Consider the following 21,306-nt stretch of genomic DNA (forward strand, 5'->3'; position numbering starts at 1 on the left):
ACGGTCAGGAGACGCGTGGATGGCAAACCCGGCGCAGGTCACCGGCGCGCCCGAGCCGGTGAAGGCCGCGCCGGGCGCCTTCCTCACGCCCCTGTTCACCGACCGGCGCGTCGCCGCGGTGCTCGGCCTCGGCTTCGCGCAGGGCATCCCGTTCCTGCTCGTCTACGCGACCCAGTCGGCCTGGCTCGTCCAGGCGAAGGTGCCGCTCGCCACGATCGGGCTGATGAGCGAGCTCACCATCGCCTACAAGCTCAAGTTCCTCTGGGCCCCCTTCCTCGACCGCCACGACGCCCCGCTCATCGGCCGCTGGCTCGGGCGTCGCCGCGGCTGGATCGTCGCCACGCAGATCCTCGTCGCCCTGGCGCTCGCGGGCGTCGCCTTCGGCGACCCGGCGCACTGGCTCGCCTGGACGGTGGCGTTCTCCCTGGCGCTCGGCGTCGCGGGCGCCACCCAGGACGTGGTGATCGACGGCTGGCGCATCACCGCCGCGCCGCCCGAGCAGCAGGCGCTGATGTCGTCCTGGTCGGAGATCGGCTACCGGATCGGCAATCTCGCGGCGGGGGCGGGCGCCCTCTACCTGTCCGACGCGTACGGCTGGCGCGCCGCCTACCTGTGCATGGCCGCGCTCATGGCCCCCGGCACGGTCGCGGCGCTGCTGGCCCCCGAGCCCCCCGCCCCCGAGGCGCCACCGACCGGCGGATTCGTCGAGACCGTCTGGGCGCCGATCCGCGACCTCCTCGCCCGGCTCGGGCCGCTCGCCGTGCCGGTGCTGGCGCTGGTCGCGGGCTTCCGGATGCCCGGCTACGTCTCGAACGCCATGGCGATCCCGCTGTTCAAGACGCTCGGCTACTCCAACACCGACATCGCCACGGTGACGAAGCTGTTCGGCTTCTGGATCGCGCTCGGCGGGACGTTCCTCGCCAGCGCCATCATCCCGCGGATCGGCATGATGGCGAGCCTGCTGATCGGCACCGTGACGGCCTCCGCCTCGCACCTCGCGCTGGCCTACCTCGCGTGGCACGGCGGCCACGGCGGGGCGGCGTTCTGGACCTTCGCGCTCACCGTCGGGATCGACGGCTTCGCCTACGCCTTCGCGTCGATCGTGCTGATCACCTACATGTCGCGGCTCTCGGCCACCGCCCACGCGGCGAGCCAGTACGCCCTGCTGACCTCGCTCTGCGCCCTGCCCGGCAGCCTGCTCGCCGGGTTCTCGGGCTTCGTGATCGAGTGGACCGGGTTCCCATGGTTCTTCGTCGGCACGTCGCTCATCGGCGTGCCGGTGGCCCTGCTCTGCCTGCTGGTCGCGCGCCGGCACGGGCCGATGGAGGCCTCGGCGGAGGCGCCCGGGGACGCGCCGAATCGGGCCACCTGAGGCTGTGTCCCAACACGGGAACGCGCGCGCAAACTGTCCCTTTAGCGGGGATTAACCACACCGCGGCTTAATGGGGTGGACGGTTGATGTCCTCCCCAGACGGGCGACCCGGACCACGTGCGCGAGAACGGCTCTCGCGGGCGAACGGCGACGGCTGCCCAGGGGAAGCGCGTACGCGAGTTCCCGAATGGCCCAGGCTGCGTTGTCCCTCGCCGCGTTCCAGACCGCGTATCCGAGCGCGGAACCCCGGCGACCGGCGCCCCCGCGCCTCACCTACGTCGAGACCGTCTACGATCCGGTCGTCCGCACCCGGGCGCCCTACCCGAGCGCCATGCGGCGCGCCCGCCGCCGCGCCCGGCTGACGGCGCTCATCGCCCTCACCGGCGCGACCCTGGCCGGCTGGGCCGTGTTCAGCCACCCGCAGGGGCCGGCCCGCCCCGACGCGCAGACCGTCGCGGCGGCCGGGCCGACCGCCGCCCCGGTCCCGCAGGCCGTGGCGGCGCCGCGGCCGAGCCTCGCCTGGATGCTCGACCGGAGCCCGGCGCTGGGCTCCGACACCGCCACGGCCTTCGGAGGCGCGGCCCCGCCGGCCGCCGGCTTCCAGATCGCCGCCGCCGCGCCGTCCCCGGCGGTCCGGGAGATCGCCCGGCAGGTGGCCCAGGCGGAGCGGGCGCGGACCGCCCAGGTCCGGCTGGCCCAGGCCGGGCCCGCGGAGAGGGCGACCGAGAAGGCCGGCGACAAGATCGCCGAGAAGGGCGCGGGGCGCCGGTCCGGATGGCCGCGCCGAGCCTACCCCGCCGCCCTCGCGCCCGCCCTGGTGCCGCTGCCGGTGGCGCCGCCCGCCCGAGCTGCGGCGCGCGCCGGCGCCGCCGCCCGCGCGGGTGGCGAGCCGCGCCCTGCCCCGGACCCGCGACGTGTTCCGCGCCGCGATGGCCGAGGAGCCGTCCTTCTTCGAGAAGCTGTTCGGGGTCGGCGCGGCCGCGCCGTCTCAGGAGAATCGTCAGGAGCCCCGTCAGGCGCTGGCCTATGCCAGCCCGGACGCCCTGCCGCAGGAGGCGCCGCGCACCCGGATCAGCCCGGAGCCCGATTCGGTGGCCGGCACGGCCGTCTACGACATCACCGCCCGCACGGTGACGCTGCCCTCCGGCGAGGTGCTGGAGGCCCATTCCGGCCTCGGCGAGCACATGGACAACCCGCGCTACGTCCACCTGCGCATGCGCGGCTCGACCCCGCCCGGCACCTACACGCTGACCGAGCGCGAGCGCCTGTTCCACGGGGTCCGGGCGATCCGGCTCAACCCGGTGGGCGGCAGCGCCGCGATCCACGGCCGCGACGGCCTGCTGGCCCACACCTACATGCTGCGGCAGCCCGGCGCCTCGAACGGCTGCGTCTCGTTCCGCGACTACAACCGCTTCCTGCAGGCCTTCCTGCGGGGCGAGGTCCGGCGCCTCGTGGTGGTGGCCGGCAGCGGCGACGGCGGCATCCTCAACCGGATCGGCCTCGCCGGCCGCCGGGGCGGCCGGGGCTGAGGATCGGCGGCTCGGCGGCGCTGGGCCGAGCGTCCGAGATCACTAAAGTCCGAGATCACTTCGGCGCGGCGCGGCTTTACGCGCCCGCCCAAGCTGCCTTAACGGGGCTCAGACGCCAGCCCTGACAAGAGGCACCCGATGAAACTGCCCCGCCGCTTCTTCCAGCCCCTCGCCACCGGCGCGCCGGCCCCGTTCCGCGAGCTGCCGGTGCGGCTGGAGCGGATGATCCACTTCGTGCCGCCCCACAACGACAAGGTCCGGGCCCGCGTGCCGGAGCTCGCCGGGACCGTCGACGTGGTGCTGGGCAACCTGGAGGACGCGGTCCCGGCCGACCAGAAGGAGGCGGCCCGCAAGGGCTTCGTCGCCATGGCCCAGGCCACCGACTTCGCCGCCACCGGCACCGGACTCTGGACCCGGATCAACGCCCTCAACTCGCCCTGGATCTTGGACGACCTGTTCACGATCGTGGCCGAGGTCGGGGACAAGCTCGACGTCGTGATGGTGCCCAAGGTCGAGGGGCCGTGGGACATCCACTACATCGACCAGCTGCTCGCCCAGCTCGAGGCGCGCCACGGGGTGACGAAGCCGATCCTAGTCCACGCGATCCTGGAGACGGCCGAGGGCGTCGCCAACGTCGACGCCATCGCGTCGGCCTCGCCGCGCATGCACGGCATGAGCCTCGGGCCGGCGGACCTCGCGGCGTCCCGCGGCATGAAGACCACCCGGGTCGGCGGCGGCCACCCCGATTACCGGGTGATCGCCGACCCGGCCGGCGACGCGCCCCGGGCGAGCGCCCAGCAGGACCTCTGGCACTACACCATCGCCCGGATGGTCGACGCCTGCATGGCCAACGGCATCAAGGCCTTCTACGGCCCGTTCGGCGACTTCTCCGACGGCGCGGCCTGCGAGGCGCAGTTCCGCAACGCCTTCCTGATGGGGTGCGCCGGCGCCTGGACGCTGCACCCGAGCCAGGTGGCGATCGCCAAGCGGGTCTTCGCGCCGGACCCGGCCGAGGTGGCCTTCGCGGCCCGGATCGTCGAGGCCATGCCGGACGGTACCGGCGCCGTGATGCTCGACGGCAAGATGCAGGACGACGCCACCTGGAAGCAGGCCAAGGTCATCGTGGACCTCGCCAAGCTGGTCGCCGCGAAGGATCCGGATCTGGCGGCGGTCTACAAGCTGGGGTGAGCGGGCTGCCGGGGCCGCGTGTGGCGGTCCCGATTCGGCGTCCGCGAGTCGCGACGCGCCCCCCTCTCCCGTGGGGGAGAGGGTTGGGGTGAGGGACGCGGAGGTTCAGGATAAGACGCGGCCTCAGGTTGCCAACAGGGCACGCCTCGCTCGGGCAGACCTGATCCCTCACCCTGTCCCTCTCCCCCACGGGATAGGGGACCCGCGGCCTTTCTGAAGCGATGACGCCGCGGAGCCGGACAATTCGCTGGGGCTAGGCCCGCGCAAGCCGCAGCACCGTATCATCCACCGGGTCCGCAACTGCGTTGCCGGAACCGTGCGGTGAGCAGATCGATCCCGCGCGCGCGCAGCCTGCGGCGCGCGCAAACAAGCGCCGAGGCCGAGCTCTGGCGCGTGTTGCGCAATCGCGCGCTCAACGGCTGGAAGTTCCGCCGCCAGCACCCGATCGACCGGTTCGTCGTCGACTTCGCCTGCCTCAAGGCGAGGCTGATCGTCGAGGTCGACGGGGCAACGCACTCGACCGCCAGCGAGGTCGCCCGGGATGCCGCGCGCACCGCGATCCTCGAATCGCTCGGCTTCGCCCTGCTCCGTATCCCGAACGCCGACATCCACGAGCATCGCGACGGCGTGCGCGAGACGATCCTGGCGGCCCTCGAACGCCGCGACACGGTCGAGAGCCGTTCCCGATCGGGTTGGGACGCAGGCGATCGGCGAGCCCGTGCCGAACGAGGCGCGGGTCCCCTCTCCCGTGCGGGAGAGGGATAGGGTGAGGGATGAGAACAGTCCGGAAGAGTCGCGCCTGTACGCGCATCGGCGGCCTGTTCAGTCCTGATCCTTCTCGTCCCTCACCCCAACCCTCTCCCGCACGGGAGAGGGGGCCTGGCGCGGTTGGCGAGACCGGGCTCGCCCTCCTTCCCGACCGTTGCAACATGGTCGGATACGGCTCTAGTCCACCCTCACCCGCCGAACCGCGCCCGGTACTCCTGCGGCGTCGCCGCGACGTGCCGCAGGAAGCTGCGCCGCATCGTCTCCTCGGAGCCGAAGCCGCAGGTCCGGGCGACGCGCTTGATCGGCTGCGCCGTCTCGGCGAGCGCGCGCCGGGCCGCCTCCACCCGCAGGCGCTCCACGGCCCTGGCCGGGGTCAGGCCGGTCGCCTCGCGATAGTGCCGGCTGAGGCTGCGCGCACTCATCCCGGCCGCCGCGGCGAGCGCCGGCAGCGACAGGTCGCCGGACAGGTTGTCGGCGATGTAGGCGTGGAGCCGCCCGAACCGCTCCTCGCCCGCCTGCAGCGCCAGCGCCGCGCTGAACTGCGCCTGCCCGCCGGGGCGCTTGAGGAACATCACGAGGTGGCGCGCCACCGCCAGGGCGGTCGCGCGGCCGAGATCCTCCTCGACCAGCGCCAGGGCCAGGTCGATACCGGCCGTGACCCCCGCCGAGGACCAGACCGGGCCGTCGCGCACGAAGATCGGGTCGGGCTCGATCCGGGCGCGCCGGTAGCGCGCGGCGAGCGCGCCGCAATGCTTCCAGTGGGTCACGGCCCGCCGCCCGTCGAGGAGCCCCGCCGCCCCGAGCAGGAACGCGCCGGTGCAGACCGAGGCGACCCGGCGGGCCCGACCCGCCCGGGTCCGCACCCAGGCCACCAGGGCGGCGTCGTCGCAGGCCGCGACGACGCCGGGGCCGCCCGCGATCACCAGCGTGTCCACCGGCGCGTGGGGATCCGGCAGCGGGTCGGCCACCAGCCGCAGCCCCGCCGAGGCGGTGAGCCCCGGGTCGCCGGCCGCGATCACCCGCGGCGCGTAGGGCATCCCGGCGCCGCCGTGCTCGTTGGCGGTGGCGAAGACCTGGAGCGGCCCGGCCACGTCGAGGAGCTGCACCGACGGGAAGGCCAGCACCTCGACGGGGCGCGGCGCGTCTGGCGAGAAACGAGGGCTCTTTGGCATTTCGGCCAGATCCTGACGCGGTAGGGTCGTCCTGTCCACCACGGAGGCTCCGGCATGATCCCGCCCGACACCCACCTGCAGATCGGCTCGCTCCTGTTCGAGGGGCTCGACCAGATCGACCTCACCGGCCCGTTCGAGGTTCTGTCCCGGGTGCCCAACAGCACCTACCGGGTCTACGCGCCGCGCCTCGAGCCCGTCCGCGACGTCCGCGGCCTCCGGATGCTGCCGGATGCGACCCTGGCGGAGGCGCCGCGGCTCGACGTGCTGCACGTGCCGGGCGGCCAGGGCCAGGAGGCGCTGATGCGCGACGCCGCCGTGCTCGGCTGGATCCGCGACCAGGCGGCGGGCGCGAGCCACGTCCTCTCGGTCTGCACCGGTGCCCTGCTCCTCGGCGCGGCCGGCCTCCTGGTCGGGCGCAGGGCCACGACCTACTGGAACGCGGTCCACCTGCTGCCCCTCTTCGGGGCCGAGCCGGTGGACGAGCGGGTGGTGCTCGACCGCGACGCGGATGGCCGCCGCTGGGTGTTCGCGGCCGGCGTCACCGCGGGGATCGACGGGGCGCTCCGGCTCGCCGCCGAACTGCGCGGCGACGAGGCCGCCCGGACGATCCAGCTCGGCATGCAGTACGCCCCCGAGCCGCCCTTCGACAGCGGCACACCCCGAACGGCCTCCCCGGCCACCGTGGCGCGGGCGCGGGCGGCGGCGGCCGACATCACGGCCCGGCGCGAGGCCACCGCCCGGGCGATCGCGGCCGACCTCGGCATCCGGATTTCGTAGGAGACTCCGATGGACCTCAGCCACGTTCGCGCCTTCGCGGCCGCCCTGGCGGCGAAGGACCGGGACGCCATGCTGGCGCAGATGACCGAGGCGGTGGTGCTCAACACGCCGCTCGCCGCCGAGCCCGTGCGCGGGAAGGCGGCGATCCGGCCAGTGGTCGACGCCCTGCTGGCGGCGGTCGACGCCTTCGAGATCCGCGAGATCCTGGAAGGCCCCGCGCACGCCGCCGCCTTCTTCGGCGCGACGGCCGGCCCGCACCGGCTCGACGGGATGGATTACTGGCGCCTCGACGCGGCCGGGCGCATCGCCGAGATGACCGTCCTGTGGCGGCCGCTGCCGGAGGCGATCGCCGTCCGGGATCGCCTGGCCCGCGCCGCCGAGACGCCGACTTCCGCGGCGACCGGGTGACACGATCCGTCATCGGACCTATCTGTCCGATCTGGACGGGTTGAACCATGTCGGACGTGACACTGAGAACCGCGAAATTCGCGATCGGCGCCGTGGTGCGCCACCGGATCTACCCGTTCCGGGGCGTCGTGTTCGACGTCGACCCGGTGTTCGACAACACCGAGGAATGGTGGCTGTCGATCCCCGAGGAGGTCCGGCCGCGCAAGGACCAGCCGTTCTACCACCTGCTCGCCGAGAACGCCGAGACCGAGTACGTGGCCTACGTGTCGGAGCAGAACCTCCTGCCCGACACGTCGGGCGAGGCCCTGCGCCACGCCGGCATCGCCGAGATGTTCGAGCGCGACGCCGCCGGCGCGTACCGGGTGCGCGACCGCGCCACGAACTGAGCGGGTCGGGCCCGTGAAGGTCCTGGCAAGCGGCGGGCGCTAGTCTGCCGCGACGGCCGCTGCCGTCGGACGAGCCCGTCGCCATGATCCGACCCGCCGCTCTGCTCGCCGCCGGCCTTCTCGCTACGGCGGCCCGCGCCAACGACAGCGCCGCCGAGCTCGATGCCGGCGGCCTCGTCCTGCGGCGCGAGCCCGGGATCGCCCTGGTGAGCGAGGACCTGTCGATCGCCCGCGACCGGATCGGCGTGTCCTACCTGTTCCGCAATCAGGTTCAGGAGCCGCGCACGGTCCGGATCGCCTTCCCGCTGCCGCCGATCGACGGGCGCGAACTCAGCTTCTCGGCCCTGGCGCTGCCCCGGCCCGACAGCCCGAACTTCGTCGGCTTCACCGTCACGGTGGACGGCAGGCCCCTCGAGCCCGAGCTGGAGGAGCGCGCCTATGTGGGCGAGCGCGAGGTGACGGACCTGCTGCGCCGCCACGGCCTGCCGCTGAACCCGCTGCGCTTCGCGGCGATCAGCGCGGCGGCCGGGCGGATCGGCGCGCCCGAATGGGCCGAGCTGGTCAGGGCCGGCCTGTTCCCCGACGTCGCGGACGCGCCGGACCGGATGACCGAGGGGCTCTGGCGCGGGGAGGCCAAATTCCACTGGCTCCAGACCTTCCCGGCGGGGCAGGAGGTCCGCATCGCGCACAGCTACGCGCCGGTGACCGGCTTCCACCTGCTCGACCTCAAGGCGGCGTCCCGCGCGGCCTACCGGGCGACCTACTGCCTGGACGCGGCCGGGCTCGCGGCGATCCGGCGCCTGCACGCGAAGGCGGCGGATCCCGGCGGCCACCTGCGGGCGACCGTGGTGCCCTACATCGTCACCACGGCGCGCAACTGGGCCGCGCCGATCGGGCGCTTCACCCTGACGGTCGACAAGGGCAGCCCGGAGGCGGTGGCGAGCTTCTGCCGCACGGACGTCCGGAAGACCGGGCCGACCACGTTCCGCTGGGAGGCCCGGGACTACGTGCCCGACCAGGACCTGCGCGTGCTGATCGTCCAGCCGGACTCGGGGCCCGCGGGGATCCGCTAGACCCCGCCGCCGGGCGGGCCAGACGCGAAGGGCCGGACCTCGCGGCCCGGCCCCCGATACGGACCCGCCGCGCGGCGGGCGGGTCGCTGGTGCTTACTCGTTACTTGGCGGCGGGGGCCGGGGCCGCGCCAGCGGCCGGGGCGGCGCCCTGCTGCTGCTCGAGCTTCTTGCGCATGTCCTCGGAGCGCTTCTCCAGCTCGGCCTGGAGCTTCTTCTGCTGCTCCTCGAGCACCTTCGGGTCGATGGCCGGGCCGTCGAAGGCCTTGCCGAAGCCGGCCAGCGGCACCGCGAAGGTGACCTCGCGCTGGGTCTGGTTCTGGACCGAGACGTTGAGGGTCGTGCCCTTCTTCATCGCGGCGATCACGCCGGCATCGACGCCGCCGGCCTCCGCGAAGCAGCCGTTCGGGAAGCAGACCGCGAAGCGGCCGGCGGTCGCCGCCTGGCCGTCGACGTTGAAGCGGATGCCCGGCTGCAGCAGCAGGCCCAGCGGCAGCAGGTAGCGCACCACGCGCACCTCCTGCTTCTGGGCGGGGTTCTTCATCTCGTAGACCGCCACGGCCAACACCGGCTGGCCCTGGTCGGACACGAAGTCACGGGTCGTGTAGCAGATGTCGGTGCCCGAGCCCTGGTCCTTGCCGCAGACCTTGGTCCAGTCGGCCTGGCTCGGCTCGGACTTCACGGCGACGATCTGCGGGCCCGTCTGGGCGGCCGGGGTGTTGGCCGCCGGGGTACCCGGGGCGGTCGGCGCCGGCGCGGCCGGGGCGGGCGCGGCGGGCTTCTTCGGCTGCGCCAGGGCCGGCGCGGCCGCGAGGCCGAGGCCCGCGAGGCCGAGGAGAGCGGCGCGGGCGAGCGTCGCGGTGCGGGTGAAGGACATCGGCTCTGACCCCTTGGAAGAGACGTGGTGTGGCTGGCAGGATGCGGAGCCGGCCTGGCGGCAGGTCCGCCGGAGCGACCGGCCGCCCGCCGCGTTGGCGCACCGCCCGGAGCTCCGGATGAATCGGTCCGGCCATCGGGCGGGACGGGCGCCCGTCTGCGCGCATCCCTCACCCCGGCGACCGGGCGGCCTGCCTTTCCCCTCGAATGAGGCGAAGGCATGACACCGCGGCCTTGGGGCTGTCGGAACCGTCCTGGCCGCGCCCGGCCCCCGATAGGCCCCCGCCCGCCCGGCCGCAAGCGCGACGTTGCGCGGCCGCGAGGCACGAGCGCGTGATCGGACCGCGCCGCCGGCCGCCGCCGGCCGCCCTCCTGCGGCGCCCGGCGGCGCGGCCCTCTTAGCGGTCGGTTAACCCTGTGGGGCCGAGATGATAGGAGTTCTGCAGGATCGGCGGGGGCGGCGGGTTTGAGCGCGTTGGCGGTGGCGGAGTGGGCGGTCGACGCCGCACCGGACGCGTCCGCGCGATCCGAGAACGGGCCCGGCGGCCTGTCCGGCGGGCTGTTCGGCGGCCCGTGCGACGGTCTCGCGACCCGCCTGTTCGCCGCCGCCCTGACGGGCCCGCAGCGCACGGTCCTGCGTGATTCGGGGGACCGGGTCGCGTGGTGCGGGCGCCCGAACATCACCTGGACCTACGCGGCCGCCGCCGAGATCGTCGGGCGGCTCGCCCGCGGGATCGGCGCGTGGCGGCTCCCGGCCGGCAGCCGAATCGGGCTGTGGTATTCGGGGGGCGCCGAATCGGCCCTCGCCCACCTCGCCGTCGAGGCGGCGGGCCACCTGCCCTGCGCGATGCCCGCCCTCTGGGACGACGCGGAGCTCTCCGCCGGGATCGAGGCGGCGGGCCTCGTGGCCGTGTTGACGGAGGGCCGCCGCGGCGCGCGCCGGCCCGCGGAGGACCTCACCCGCGCGGCCATGCGCCATTTCGGCCTGCGCTACCTCGCGGCCTTCGGCCCGAGCGTGCCGGACGGCGTGATCAGCCTCGACGCGATGGCCCTGGAGCGGGGCGTGGTCGATCCCGCGCCGAGTCGCGGCCTCGTCACCTTCGCGGGCGGCGATCCCGGCCGGCCGGTCTACCGCACCGCCGCGGCGCTGGCGGCGGCGGTCGCCGCCCATCTCGACGCGCTGCCCCTGACCGCGGACGAGCGGGTCCTGACGCTCCTGCCCGGCCACGACCTGCGCGGCCTCGTGACCGGCCTGGGCACCGCCCTGGCGGCCGGTGCCGGCCTGGAGACCGTGCTGCCCTTCGACGAGGCCGGGTTCCGCGCCGCCCTGCTGCGGCCGGTGCCGACCCGGCTGGTGGTCCCGGCGCGGGTCGAATCGGCCCTCGCCGCCCTGCCCCTGCCCTGGACCGTCCGGGTCCTCGACGTGGTCCACCGCGCGCCCGCCCGGCTGACTTTGCGGAGCGCCGGGCCCGCGGGCCCGCAGCGCCTCGATTCCCTGGTCCTGAGCGAGGTGCTGGTGCTCACCCGCCCCGGCCCGGACGACCTCGCCGCGACCCTGGCCGAGCCCGAGCAGGCCTTCCTGCCCCGCGATCTCCTGGACCTCGCCGGCGGCGCCGACGGCGCCCTCGCCTGCCGGGGGGCGGCCTGCGCGGCGGCCCCTCTTACCCGCGGCGAGACCCCGGCGACCGAGCCCCTGGCGTGGCGGAGCACGGGCTTCCGGCCGCTCCGCGCGGGCGGGCGCGCGGACGGGACGGTCGCGGCGATCGCCGCCGACCCCGTCCCGTCCGCCTGAACGGCGGGCGATCGCCGGTTCATCCGGCACTCAGGCGGCGCGGATAATCTCGCATCTGCACACGAACCGACGGATCCGATCCGCCTGTTCGCGGGTTCTGCATCGGATTGTCGTGACGGCTATCTTTCCAAGCCGTCCCGGATGGAGTACCGCTCAAGCTTATGGGTGCGCTGCAACAAGTGCTCGTGGTCGACGACGGTGTCCGCGCCGTGGACCGGTCCCTCTCGGGCGAGCTGGCCAGCCTCGGATACGCGAGCGTGACCGCCTCGATGGAGGCGGCGGACGACGTTCTGACCGTGATCGCCCGCCCGGCCGCCGTGCTGCTCCAGGCGCCCACCCGCCGGGATCCCGCCTACGCCCGCCGCGCCGCCCGCCTCCGCGGCCAACTGCGCGAGCGCGGCATCCCGGTGATCCTCATCGGTGATTCGGGCGAGGCCCGCGCCGGCGGCCCGGTCGATCTCGCGACCCGCCTCGGCGCCTACGTGGCCGCCCAGCCGGATCTCTGAGGCCCGTCTCGGCCTCCGACGCGCGGACGGTCGCCCCACCTCGCCCCACTTGGCCCGGGACACCCGGACGGACCCGCCGGCGCGCCTCGAGGGCGCCCTCCGGCGACCGAGCGCCGTCCGAACGGCCCCTTCGTCGCCTCCGCTGGCGCTCCCGCGCCCCGGTCCGAGGCAGCGTATCCGTGCGCCGTTGCCCGGGGGAGCCTGCAGCCGAACCCGTCCGCGCCGAGAGGGGCGCGGGTTCCGTCTCCCGTCGGGAGAGGGGGCAGGGCGCGGCGGCCTCGGCCGGAGATGCCCCTCGTCCAGGCGGCCGCAAGACGATCGGGAGCGGTCCTAGCGCGCCGCGCGCATCAGCTCCGGCGCGCCGATCCGGGGCAGCACGCCCTCCCGCATCACCAGGCGCCGCAGCGGTCCGAGCTGCGTCATCGCCAGCAGGCCGAGGCCGCGCAGCGCGTCCACCGGCAGCAGGTCGCTGAGCAGGCTGCGGTTGAGGAGATCGACCGCGGCGGTGCGCGCCGCCGTGTCGACGCGGCGCGCCCGCGCGTAGCCGTCGAGCACGGCGCGCGACCCGGGATCGCGGCGGTCGCGGGCGGCGGCCAGCACCGCGTCGCGCAGGGTCGCGGCGTCGCGCAGGCCGAGATTGAGCCCCTGCGCGCCGATCGGCGGGAAGACGTGGGCCGCCTCCCCGATCAGCGCGAGCCGCGGGGCTACCGGGGTCGCCACCGCGAGGCCGCGCATCGGCACGAGACCCCGGGGGCCATCGACCCGCATGGCGCCGAGCATCGCCCGGGCCTGTCGCTCCACCGCCTGTCCCAGCGCCGCGTCGTCGAGGGCGGCGAGCCGCCGGGCCGCCCCCTCCCCGGTCACCCAGACGAGGCTGGACCGGTGGCCGCCCGGCAGCGGCACCAGGGTGAAGGGTCCCGACCGGGTGTGGAACTCCGTGGAGACGTCGCGGTGCGGGCGCGCGTGGGCCAGGATCGTGGTGATGGCGCTCTGCGGGTAGGTCCAGTCGCGCACGCGGACGCCGCTGGCGGCCCGCAGCGGCGAGCGCGCCCCGTCGGCTCCCACCACGAGCCGGGCCTCGACGGCGTTCCCGTCCGCCAGCGCGACGCGCGCCGCCGTCTCGCCGGGCACGGCGCCGGCGGCGTCCGCCTCGACCAGGGTGAGGTTGTCCTGCGCCCGGGCGCGGGCGCGCAGGCTCTCCACCAGGCGGGCGCTCTCGACGTTCCAGCCGAAGGCGTCGAGGCCGATCTCGGCGGCGCGGAACTGCGCCGGCGGCGGCCGGAACAGGCTGCCGGTGTCGTCGACGATCTGCAGCGTGCAGAGCGGGCTCGCGTGCGGCGCCACCGCCTCCCAGGCGCCGAGCGCCTCCAGGAAGCGCACCGACCCGTCGAGGAGCGCGACGGTCCGCCCGTCCGCGACTGGGGCGTGGCGCCCGACCAGCGCCGTGGGGATCCCGTCGCGCGCGATCGCCAGCGCGGCGGCGAGCCCGGCTGCCCCGGCTCCGACCACCGCGACCGCGAACGGCGCGCCGGCTTCTTCGACCCTGGTTCCCTCGGACATGCTGCCCCGCACGATCTCCGCTCGTTCCCGTGCCGACCCGACCACGCTCGCCCGACCACGCTCGCCGGAGGCCCGGGACAGGGCCGTCGCGTCGCGTCCGCGCGGCACGTGCCCGTATCTGAGCTTTCGGGTATGTCTGCCAAGCCCGCTCCGCGCAGGCCACAGCGCCGCATCCCGGAGGCGCGTCGCCGCGCCCGCTACGACCGGCTGATCGCCGCCGGTCTGTTCCCGGCGCGCGGCCGGATCTGCGACGCGGGCTACGACAGCGCGGTCGATCTGTTCCGGGCCGGCGGCCGGCTCAGCGCAGGAACGCCGCCAACTCCGAGAGAACCGCGTCCGGCCGCTCCTCTTGGAGGGTGTGGCCGCAATCCAGCGCCCGGCCCGAGACGTCGGTCGCCTTCTCGCGCCACGTCTCCAGCACGTCGTAGGTCCGGCCGACCACGCCCTTCGCGCCCCAGAGCGCCAGCAGCGGCGCGGTGATCCGGGCCTCGGCATCGGCCGCGTCGTGCTCCAGGTCGATCCCGGCGGCGGCCCGGTAATCCTCGCAGATCGCGTGGCGGCAGGCCGGGTCGGCGTAGCAGCGCAGGTACTCGGCGAAGAGTTCCGGCGGGGTCGAGCCGGGGGTCTTGGACTGGCCGTCGACGTGGTGGCGCAGGAAATATTCCGGATCGGCCCCGATCAGCGTCTCCGGCAGGGGATGGGGCTGGATGAAGAAGAACCACCAGAAATAGCGGGTGGCGAAATCCTTGTCGGTGCGCGCGTACATGGTCGCGGTGGGCGCGATGTCGAACACGGCGATCCGCTCCACCGCCCGGCTGTGGTCGAGGGCGAGGCGGTGGGCGACGCGGCCGCCGCGGTCATGCCCGACGACGGCGAAGCGTTCGTGCCCGAGCGCCCGCATCAGGGCCGCCGCGTCCGCCGCCATGGCGCGCTTGGCGTAGTTGGCGTGGCGCTCGCCCCCGGGGGGCTTCGACGAATCGCCGTAGCCGCGCAGGTCCATCGCCACCACGGCGTGCCGCTCCGCGAGGCGCGGCGCGACGTGGAGCCACGTCGACAGGGTCTGGGGATGGCCGTGCAGCAGCAGCACCGGCGGCCCGGATCCGGCCGAGCGGGCGTTGATCGTCACGCCGGGCGCGGTCTCGATCCGGTGCCGGTCGAATCCCGGCAGGAAGTCGCGGGCCATGGGATCGGTCTCCGGGTTCGGTCTCCATCCTGCCGCACTGGCGCGCCGGGATGCACCGGATGATAAGGCGCCTCCGGCACCATGTCCGCCGAACCGCCATGACAGATGCACGCCCGACTCAGGACCCGGCCTTGAAGGATTCCGACGCGGCCGAGGCGGCGGAGGCCGCCCCCGCGCCTGCCGTCGCCCCGACTCTGCGGCCGAGCATCCTCGATCCGCTCTTCGCGCCGGCCCGCGCCCTGCCGGGGATCGGGCCGAAGATGGCGCCGCTCATCGAGAGGCTGCTCGGGACCCCCGAGCGCGAGGCCCGGGTCGTGGACCTGCTGTTCCACCTGCCCCAGGGCGGCGTGGCGCGGAAGCTGATGGGCTCGATCAGCGAGGCCCCCACCGGCGAGCCGGTGACGATCGGCGTCACCGTGGTGGCGCACCGCCCGGCCCAGGTCGGCGCCGGCCGGCGCCCGCACCGGGTGCTGGTGGAGGATGCCTCCGGCGACATCTCGCTGGTCTTCTTCGGCATGCCCCGCGCCCGGGTGGAGAAGATGCTGCCGCTCGGGGCGCACCGCTACATCACCGGCCGGATCGACCTCTGGGACGGCACCCGCCAGATGGTCCACCCGTCCCGGATCGTGGACGAGGCGGGGCTCGCCGAGCTGCCCGCCGTCGAGCCGGTCTACGGTGCCACCGAGGGGCTGACGTCCCGGGCGATCAACAAGCTCGCGGTGGTGGCCCTCGACCGGCTGCCGATCCTGCCGGAATGGCAGGACCCGGCCTGGCTGGAGCGGAACCGCCTGCCGGCCTTCGCGGACGCGCTCCGCCTCGAGCACCGCCCCGAGGAGGCGCCCCCGAAGGCCGAGGACCCCCTCCAGCCGCCGCCCGCGACGCCGTCCCGGAAGCGGCTGGCCTACGACGAGCTCCTCGCCTCGCAGTTGGCGCTCGCCCTGCTGCGCGCCCGCCAGCGGCGCAAGGCCGGCCGCGTCAATGCCGGCGACGGGGCCCTGAGCGCCCGCCTCCAGGCCGCCCTCCCCTTCGCGCTGACCGGCGCCCAGGCCCGGGCGGTCGCGGAGATCCGCGCCGACCTCGCGGCGCCCCGGCGGATGCTGCGCCTGCTCCAGGGCGATGTCGGCTCGGGCAAGACCGCGGTGGCCTTGCTCGCCATGGCCTCGGCGGTCGAGGCCGGGCGTCAGGCCGCCCTGATGGCGCCCACCGAGATCCTGGCCCGCCAGCATTTCGAGCGGCTGAAACCGCTGGCCGGTCCCCTGCGCCTGCGCCTGATGACCGGCCGCGACCGGGCCGCGGAGCGCAAGAGCACGCTCGCCGACCTCGCCGCGGGCGAGATCGACATCCTGGTCGGCACCCACGCCCTGTTCCAGGAGGCCGTGGCGTTCCGCGACCTCGGCCTCGCGGTCGTCGACGAGCAGCACCGGTTCGGCGTCCACCAGCGCCTGGCGCTCGGCGCCAAGGGCGAGGCGGTGGACTTCCTGGTCATGACCGCCACGCCGATTCCCCGCACCCTGGCGCTGACCTTCTTCGGCGACATGGACGTCTCGATCCTCGACGAGAAGCCCGCCGGCCGGCAGCCGATCCGCACGATCACGCTGCCGACTGAGCGGATCGACGAGGTCGTGGCCGGCCTCGCCCGGGCGATCGCCGGCGGCGAGCGGGTCTACTGGATCTGCCCCCTGGTGGAGGAATCGGAGTTCGTCGACCTCGCGGCCGCCGCGGAGCGCTTCGACGACCTGCGGAAGCACTTCGGCGACGCGGTCGGGCTGATCCACGGCAAGATGCCGGGGCCCGAGAAGGATGCCGCCATGGCCCGGTTCGCCGCCGGAGAGACCAAGCTCCTGGTCTCGACCACGGTGGTGGAGGTCGGGGTCGACGTGCCCGAAGCCACCATCATGGTGATCGAGCACGCGGAGCGGTTCGGGCTGGCGCAGCTGCACCAGCTCCGCGGCCGGGTCGGGCGCGGCTCGAAGGCCTCCTCGTGCCTGCTGCTCTACCGGGGCCCCCTCGGGCAGGTGTCCCGGGCCCGGCTGGAGATGATGCGCGCGAGCGAGGACGGCTTCCGCATCGCCGAGGCCGACCTGAAGCTGCGCGGCGAGGGCGAGGTGCTCGGCACCCGGCAATCCGGCCTGGCGGCGTTCCGGCTGGCGCGGCTGGAGAGCGACGCCGCCCTGCTGGAGGCGGCCCGCGACGACGCGCGGCTGATCGTGGAGCGCGATCCCGGCCTCAGGAGCCCGCGGGGGCAGGCCCTGCGGGTGCTGCTCTACCTGTTCGAGCGGGAGGCCGCGATCCGGCTGATCGGGGCCGGATGAACGGCTTCCTGAACGGTTTCGTTCAGGAAAGCCCGGCCTTCCTGAACGGCCGGATCCGGAATCGTCGCCGCGCGACCGGATCCGTACTCCGATGCGGCAATGTCACAGGCGTTCCGAAAAGACGAGCTTTTTCAGACGCTTGGCGAGATCGCGCCGAAGCTTGGCGGCGCTCGGCGGGCGGTCCGGGAGGCGCCGGACAGGCCTCGTGACCTTGCATCAGCCATATTCTTCCCTTAACTGGAGATGAACGAATGGCCCGGTAAGCCGGGACATCACGGACGAATCTGGAGGACGGACATGTCGAACGGACTGTTCCAAGGCCTGCCGGGCTCCCACGAGATGGCCGGTGCCCACGCCCTGCCGACCGAGCCCTGGCTCCTGCCGATCTCGGATCGCGCTGCCGAGGCGGCGGGCAAGACCGCGGACGAGCTGCAGGCCGCCGTGCGCCGGGCGTCCCGGCCCTTCTGGCTGGCCGCCAACGGGCTCTGCATCGCCCTCGGGCTGGCCCTCACCCTGCAATGCGCGTCCGGCTGGGGCCCGACGGCGCCCCGCAGCGCCGTGACGGTCGCGCAGGCGACGCCGCCGACCATCGCGCCGCAGACGGCCTCGCTGCAGCGCTGAAGCCGCTCAGGCAGCCTGAACATCCGGGGCCGTCCCGCGCGAGCGGGGCGGCCCTTTCTCGTGGTCGGTCTCCGCTGCCGGGCGGCCGGCCGCGCGTCGCGAGCGACGATGGAGCGCTCCGAGCCCGGCCCTCAGGCGTCCTGCGGCTCCCGCCGGGGCACCGGACCGCCGGCCTGCTGGGCCGTCCGAAGGGTGGCCGCCATGGCGTTGAGGCGGCCCTGCGGGTCCTCCGGCTGGATCACCCCGGCCGACATCACCAGCTTGGCGGCGTCGTCGACGCTGATGGCGAGTTCCACCACCTCCGCGCGCGGCAGGTAGAAGAAGAAGCCCGTCGTCGGATTGGGCGCGCAGGGCAGGAAGACGCCGACGAGGTCGTCCGCCGGCGCCCCCCGGGCCCGCAGCGCCCCCTCGACCTCGTGAGCCGCCGGGGCGGACAGGAACACCACCGACCACGTGCCCTTCACGGGGAACTCCACGAGCCCCACCGTGCGGAACGAGGTGCCGTTGGCCGAGAACAGCGTCTCGAAGATCTGCCGCAGGCCCTTGTAGAGGCCGGAGATCACGGGAGTCCGCGCCAGCAGCACCTCGCCGAACTCGATCACCGAGCGTCCGACGAGGTTCGCCGTGAGGAAGCCCAGCAGCGTCACCGCCAGGAACGCGATCACGAGGCCGAGGCCCGGGATCGAGAACGGCAGGTAATGGTCCGGCAGGTAGCTCGCCGGCACCAGCGGCTTCACGAACGAGTCGATCAGCGCGATGAACCACCACGTGATGTAGGCGGTGATGGCCAGCGGGCCGGCGACGATGATGCCGGTGAGGAAATAGGTGCGCAGCCGGCCGCGCGCGCTGACCCGCGTCTTCGGGGCGCCGCCGCCCGCCGCGGCGGCGTCGGGCTCGGGAACCTGGATCGGCGGGGGAATCGGCGCCACGGGTGCCCTCTCGGCCGCGCCACGGGCGGCGATGACGCTGCGGGGGCCGTCCCCCGCTGGCAGAGAGGTAGCGGTTGCGCTTGTCCGCCTCAAGGGCGGCCCGGACGGCCTCAGGCGCCCGGGCCGGGCGGCCGGGCGGCCGGGGCCGGCATCGCGTCCCGGGGAATCACGGCGCCGCGATGTCCGATCACCGCCCCGGCCAGGCGGTGCGCCTCGGCGGCGGCGGCTTCCGGCGCCAGCCCGGCGATGCGCGCCGCGAGGTAGCCCGCCGCGAAGCTGTCGCCCGCCGCCGTCGTGTCGACGACCCGCCCGGCGCGCCCGGCCGGCACGGCGGTGTCGGCCGGGCCGTGCAGCACCCGGGCGACGGGGCCTGATGCGCCCGAGGTCTTGAGCACGATCTCGGCCCGGCCGCGGTGGCGCAGCACCTCGTCCTCGCCCGCCGCGCCGAAGAGCCAGTCCAGGTCCTCCGCCGAGGCGAAGATCACGTCGGCCAGAGCCAGGGCCGCGCGGAAGGCCGCCCAGGCCTCGTCCCGGTCGGGCCAGCCGCGGGGGCGGTAATTGGTGTCGAAGGCGACCCGGCCGCCCCGGTCCCGCAGGCGCGCCAGGGTCTCGAACAGGGCGGCGCGCCCGGTCTCGCCGTAGAGCGAGAGGCTGATGCCCGACAGGTAGACGAGGTCGTAGCGCTCCAGCTCCGCCTCCGTCTCGGCGGCGCCCGGCTCGGTGAAGAGGTCGCGGGCCGCGGCCCGGTCGCGCCAGTAGTGGAAGCTGCGCTCGCCGTCGGCATCCGTGCGGATGATGTAGAGGCCCGGCATCCGGCCCTGCAGGCGCCGGACCCGCTCGAGGCCGATGCCCTCGCGGCCCCAGGCCGCCGCCATCTCGTCGCTCCAGATGTCGTCGCCGAGCGCCGTCACGTAATCCACCGCGACGCCGAGGCGCGCGAGATAGAGCGCGGTGTTCAGCGTGTCGCCGCCGAAGCCCCGGACCAGATTCCCGTCCGGGCGTTCGGACAGTTCGACCATGCACTCGCCGATGCAGGCGACCCTCATGCGGTTCCTCCCGGTGCGCGACCCCGTCTCCCCGCATTGTTCGGACCGACCTGTCAATCGTCCACAGGCCCCGGTCTCGCCGGTCCTGTCGCGCGCCCGGCTTCCGGAGCTCGACGATCTGCGAACCGCGCGCCCGCCCGCCCGATCGATGTTCATGGCATATTTCCGCTGTGTTATGGAATTAAATATCGCAATTCGAAAATTCGTTTAAGTATTTATGTCGATAATCCGCCATGCAAATCGTATTGAATTCTCAAATTTTAGAAATTTACAAGTTAGCCGCCTCCTGCGGCGCGTTTCTCGGAGATAGATTCAAAGCCGGAACGGAAAATCACACTTTCGAAACACCATGTAGCCGAGAACGGCCGCCGCGAGAACGGTCGTGGCCGACCCGGAGACCGTCGCGTTGCTGTCATGGCGGTGTGTGCCGAACGCGCCGCGGGGCGGGGCCGGTCGAGGATCTCAGGAGCTTCGGTCCACAGCGCGGCAGCGGCAGATTCGCGAACTCGGCAACAGATCGCGTCGGCGCGTACGTCCTCGAAAGATGTCGTGCGGCTATCTCACGTCCGATCGACGAGGATCTGGACTTGATCGTAAGAGATATCGGCTGAATTTTGAATTTTTATGCTGGAAAAATTCTCATGGCCGAGTGGCGGAAACGGTGATACGGTTCGATCGGTGCCGAGATGTTCCACACTGCTTTAAGCGCCCTGACTTTCTCGTCGGGAGAGTTCCTGACTCTCACGGAAAGCCGAGGCGTGAGCGGTGCCTGGAGCTGGATCTTCGCGGGCGAGGAGCAGGTCTGGTCGCCCGGGTTCTACCGGCTGCTCGGGCTCGTTCCGAACGCCGCGAAGGCGCGCTACGACCTGTTGCTGAGCCTGATCCATCCGGAGGACCGGCACCTGATGCCGGCGCTGGCCGACATCCGGCAGGGGCACGTCCCGCGCGAGGTCATCGTCCGGGTGATCCGGACGAACGGCACGGTGCGCACCCTCTCGCTGACGATGGAGGTGCGCGTCTCGGCGGAAGGGCGGCCCGTCGCCCTCAACGGCACGGCGCTCGACGTGAGCGACCGCGAGCAGCTGGCGCGTCTGCGGCAGGAGGAGCGCCGCCGGCAGAGCGCGCTCTACCTCACCGAGCATATCACGACCTTCTCGATGGGGCTCGACCGGGTCCGGGACATCCCGTTCGCCGTGGCCCAGGTCCACGGGCTCCCGCTGGAGGAGATCTGCGCCGAGCCGTATCTCCTGATCGTTCCGGAGGAGCGCGAGGCCTTCCGGGCGGCGGCCGAGGAGCAGATCGAGCGGCGGGCGTTCTTCCAGGGAGCGGCCCACGAGCGCCTCGCCAACGGCGAGCTCTGGCACTTCCGGATCCTCACGATGCCGGTCTGGGATCCGGACGGGACCTATCTGGGCCGCTGCGGGCTCAAGTACCCCGTCCGCAACCACGCGCCGCCCCTGGTCGGCCTGCACGAGGGGCTGGCGCATTCCGTGACCGGTCACCACCTGCGGGCCGCGCGGGCTCTCCTCGACTGGTCGATGATGGATCTCGCCCAGGCTAGCGGCCTGTCGCATTCGACGGTGCGGCGTCTGGAGGAGGACAGCGAGCATCGGGGAAGCCGGTCCCGCCTGCACGCGGTCGAGGCGCTGCGCCGGGCGGGCGTCCGCTTCATTCCCATGGACGACGGGACCGTGGCGGTCGCCCGGGTCTGAGCGGCCCGCGCGGCCGACGGGCGCTCCGCGGGATCCGCCCTGCCCTGCCGGGCCAAGGACGGTCTCCGCGCTGGCCCGGAGGGACCCCCACTTCCGGCG

20 protein-coding genes are annotated in these 21,306 nt (G+C 73.9%); 13 read left to right on the forward strand and 7 right to left on the reverse strand.

Going from position 1 to position 21,306, the window contains the following annotated elements:
- Nucleotides 1–19 precede the first annotated feature (19 nt).
- On the forward strand, nt 20–1,372 hold the full coding sequence (locus BKE41_RS09590; RefSeq protein WP_024830429.1) for an MFS transporter: 1,353 nt from the start codon (nt 20–22) through the stop codon (nt 1,370–1,372).
- Between the two features lie 318 nt (nt 1,373–1,690).
- Here BKE41_RS09590 and BKE41_RS32070 read toward each other — a convergent pair whose 3' ends face one another.
- Nucleotides 1,691–2,113, reverse strand: coding sequence for a hypothetical protein (locus BKE41_RS32070; RefSeq protein WP_245295935.1), 423 nt, complete (start codon nt 2,111–2,113; stop codon nt 1,691–1,693).
- Between the two features lie 140 nt (nt 2,114–2,253).
- On the opposite strand from BKE41_RS32070, the gene BKE41_RS32075 reads away from it, so the two are divergent.
- From BKE41_RS32075 to BKE41_RS09605, 3 genes are all read left to right on the forward strand, one after another.
- Nucleotides 2,254–2,901 carry a DUF2778 domain-containing protein gene (locus BKE41_RS32075; RefSeq protein WP_245295936.1) on the forward strand — a complete coding sequence of 216 codons (648 nt, stop codon included), beginning with the start codon at nt 2,254–2,256 and terminating at the stop codon, nt 2,899–2,901.
- 138 nt (nt 2,902–3,039) lie between these two features.
- Nucleotides 3,040–4,089, forward strand: a complete 1,050-nt coding sequence (locus BKE41_RS09600; protein ID WP_029361710.1) for a CoA ester lyase — start codon at nt 3,040–3,042, stop codon at nt 4,087–4,089.
- Between the two features lie 321 nt (nt 4,090–4,410).
- Nucleotides 4,411–4,854: a DUF559 domain-containing protein gene (locus BKE41_RS09605; RefSeq protein ID WP_083374336.1), complete on the forward strand. Its 444-nt coding sequence runs from the start codon at nt 4,411–4,413 to the stop codon at nt 4,852–4,854.
- Between the two features lie 191 nt (nt 4,855–5,045).
- Here BKE41_RS09605 and BKE41_RS09610 read toward each other — a convergent pair whose 3' ends face one another.
- Nucleotides 5,046–6,029, reverse strand: coding sequence for a helix-turn-helix domain-containing protein (locus BKE41_RS09610; RefSeq protein WP_012318635.1), 984 nt, complete (start codon nt 6,027–6,029; stop codon nt 5,046–5,048).
- A gap of 54 nt (nt 6,030–6,083) precedes the next feature.
- On the opposite strand from BKE41_RS09610, the gene BKE41_RS09615 reads away from it, so the two are divergent.
- The 4 genes from BKE41_RS09615 to BKE41_RS09630 all read left to right on the forward strand — a co-directional run bounded on the left by BKE41_RS09615 (nt 6,084) and on the right by BKE41_RS09630 (nt 8,673).
- Nucleotides 6,084–6,806, forward strand: coding sequence for a DJ-1/PfpI family protein (locus BKE41_RS09615; protein WP_012318636.1), 723 nt, complete (start codon nt 6,084–6,086; stop codon nt 6,804–6,806).
- A 9-nt stretch (nt 6,807–6,815) separates the two neighbouring features.
- Nucleotides 6,816–7,214, forward strand: coding sequence for a nuclear transport factor 2 family protein (locus tag BKE41_RS09620; protein WP_024830425.1), 399 nt, complete (start codon nt 6,816–6,818; stop codon nt 7,212–7,214).
- Nucleotides 7,215–7,261: 47 nt separating this feature from the next.
- Nucleotides 7,262–7,600, forward strand: a complete 339-nt coding sequence (hspQ, locus tag BKE41_RS09625; RefSeq protein WP_070999245.1) for a heat shock protein HspQ — start codon at nt 7,262–7,264, stop codon at nt 7,598–7,600.
- 83 nt (nt 7,601–7,683) lie between these two features.
- Nucleotides 7,684–8,673, forward strand: coding sequence for a DUF4424 domain-containing protein (locus BKE41_RS09630; RefSeq protein ID WP_070999247.1), 990 nt, complete (start codon nt 7,684–7,686; stop codon nt 8,671–8,673).
- A 100-nt stretch (nt 8,674–8,773) separates the two neighbouring features.
- Here the strand turns inward: BKE41_RS09630 and BKE41_RS09635 are convergent, their stop codons facing one another.
- Nucleotides 8,774–9,547 (reverse strand): invasion associated locus B family protein, encoded by a 774-nt coding sequence (locus BKE41_RS09635; RefSeq protein ID WP_024830423.1) that lies wholly within the window; start codon nt 9,545–9,547, stop codon nt 8,774–8,776.
- Nucleotides 9,548–10,012: 465 nt separating this feature from the next.
- Between BKE41_RS09635 and BKE41_RS09640 the strand changes: the two genes are divergently transcribed.
- Together BKE41_RS09640 and BKE41_RS09645 are read left to right on the forward strand one after the other, a co-directional pair.
- A complete protein-coding gene (locus BKE41_RS09640; protein WP_245295937.1) occupies nt 10,013–11,338 on the forward strand; it encodes an AMP-binding protein in 1,326 nt (441 codons plus the stop codon).
- A gap of 161 nt (nt 11,339–11,499) precedes the next feature.
- Nucleotides 11,500–11,844, forward strand: a complete 345-nt coding sequence (locus BKE41_RS09645; protein WP_012318642.1) for a hypothetical protein — start codon at nt 11,500–11,502, stop codon at nt 11,842–11,844.
- Nucleotides 11,845–12,174: 330 nt separating this feature from the next.
- On the opposite strand, the gene BKE41_RS09650 is transcribed toward BKE41_RS09645, so the two are convergent.
- Both BKE41_RS09650 and BKE41_RS09655 read right to left on the reverse strand, forming a co-directional pair.
- Nucleotides 12,175–13,404: a UbiH/UbiF family hydroxylase gene (locus BKE41_RS09650; RefSeq protein ID WP_024830421.1), complete on the reverse strand. Its 1,230-nt coding sequence runs from the start codon at nt 13,402–13,404 to the stop codon at nt 12,175–12,177.
- Nucleotides 13,405–13,702: 298 nt separating this feature from the next.
- On the reverse strand, nt 13,703–14,587 hold the full coding sequence (locus BKE41_RS09655; RefSeq protein WP_024830420.1) for an alpha/beta hydrolase: 885 nt from the start codon (nt 14,585–14,587) through the stop codon (nt 13,703–13,705).
- Nucleotides 14,588–14,685: 98 nt separating this feature from the next.
- On the opposite strand from BKE41_RS09655, the gene recG reads away from it, so the two are divergent.
- Nucleotides 14,686–16,899, forward strand: a complete 2,214-nt coding sequence (gene recG / locus BKE41_RS09660) for an ATP-dependent DNA helicase RecG (RefSeq protein ID WP_024830419.1) — start codon at nt 14,686–14,688, stop codon at nt 16,897–16,899.
- A gap of 297 nt (nt 16,900–17,196) precedes the next feature.
- Complete coding sequence (locus BKE41_RS09665) at nt 17,197–17,520, forward strand: hypothetical protein (RefSeq protein ID WP_012318646.1); 324 nt, start codon at nt 17,197–17,199, stop codon at nt 17,518–17,520.
- 131 nt (nt 17,521–17,651) lie between these two features.
- Here BKE41_RS09665 and BKE41_RS09670 read toward each other — a convergent pair whose 3' ends face one another.
- A complete protein-coding gene (locus BKE41_RS09670; protein WP_234742093.1) occupies nt 17,652–18,440 on the reverse strand; it encodes a DUF502 domain-containing protein in 789 nt (262 codons plus the stop codon).
- A 119-nt stretch (nt 18,441–18,559) separates the two neighbouring features.
- Nucleotides 18,560–19,495 (reverse strand): sugar kinase, encoded by a 936-nt coding sequence (locus BKE41_RS09675; protein ID WP_070999249.1) that lies wholly within the window; start codon nt 19,493–19,495, stop codon nt 18,560–18,562.
- A gap of 758 nt (nt 19,496–20,253) precedes the next feature.
- On the opposite strand from BKE41_RS09675, the gene BKE41_RS09680 reads away from it, so the two are divergent.
- A complete protein-coding gene (locus BKE41_RS09680; RefSeq protein ID WP_245295938.1) occupies nt 20,254–21,207 on the forward strand; it encodes a PAS domain-containing protein in 954 nt (317 codons plus the stop codon).
- The last annotated feature ends 99 nt before the right edge of the window (nt 21,208–21,306 follow it).

Source organism: Methylobacterium sp. C1 (assembly GCF_001854385.1).
Taxonomy (GTDB): Bacteria; Pseudomonadota; Alphaproteobacteria; order Rhizobiales; family Beijerinckiaceae; genus Methylobacterium; species Methylobacterium radiotolerans.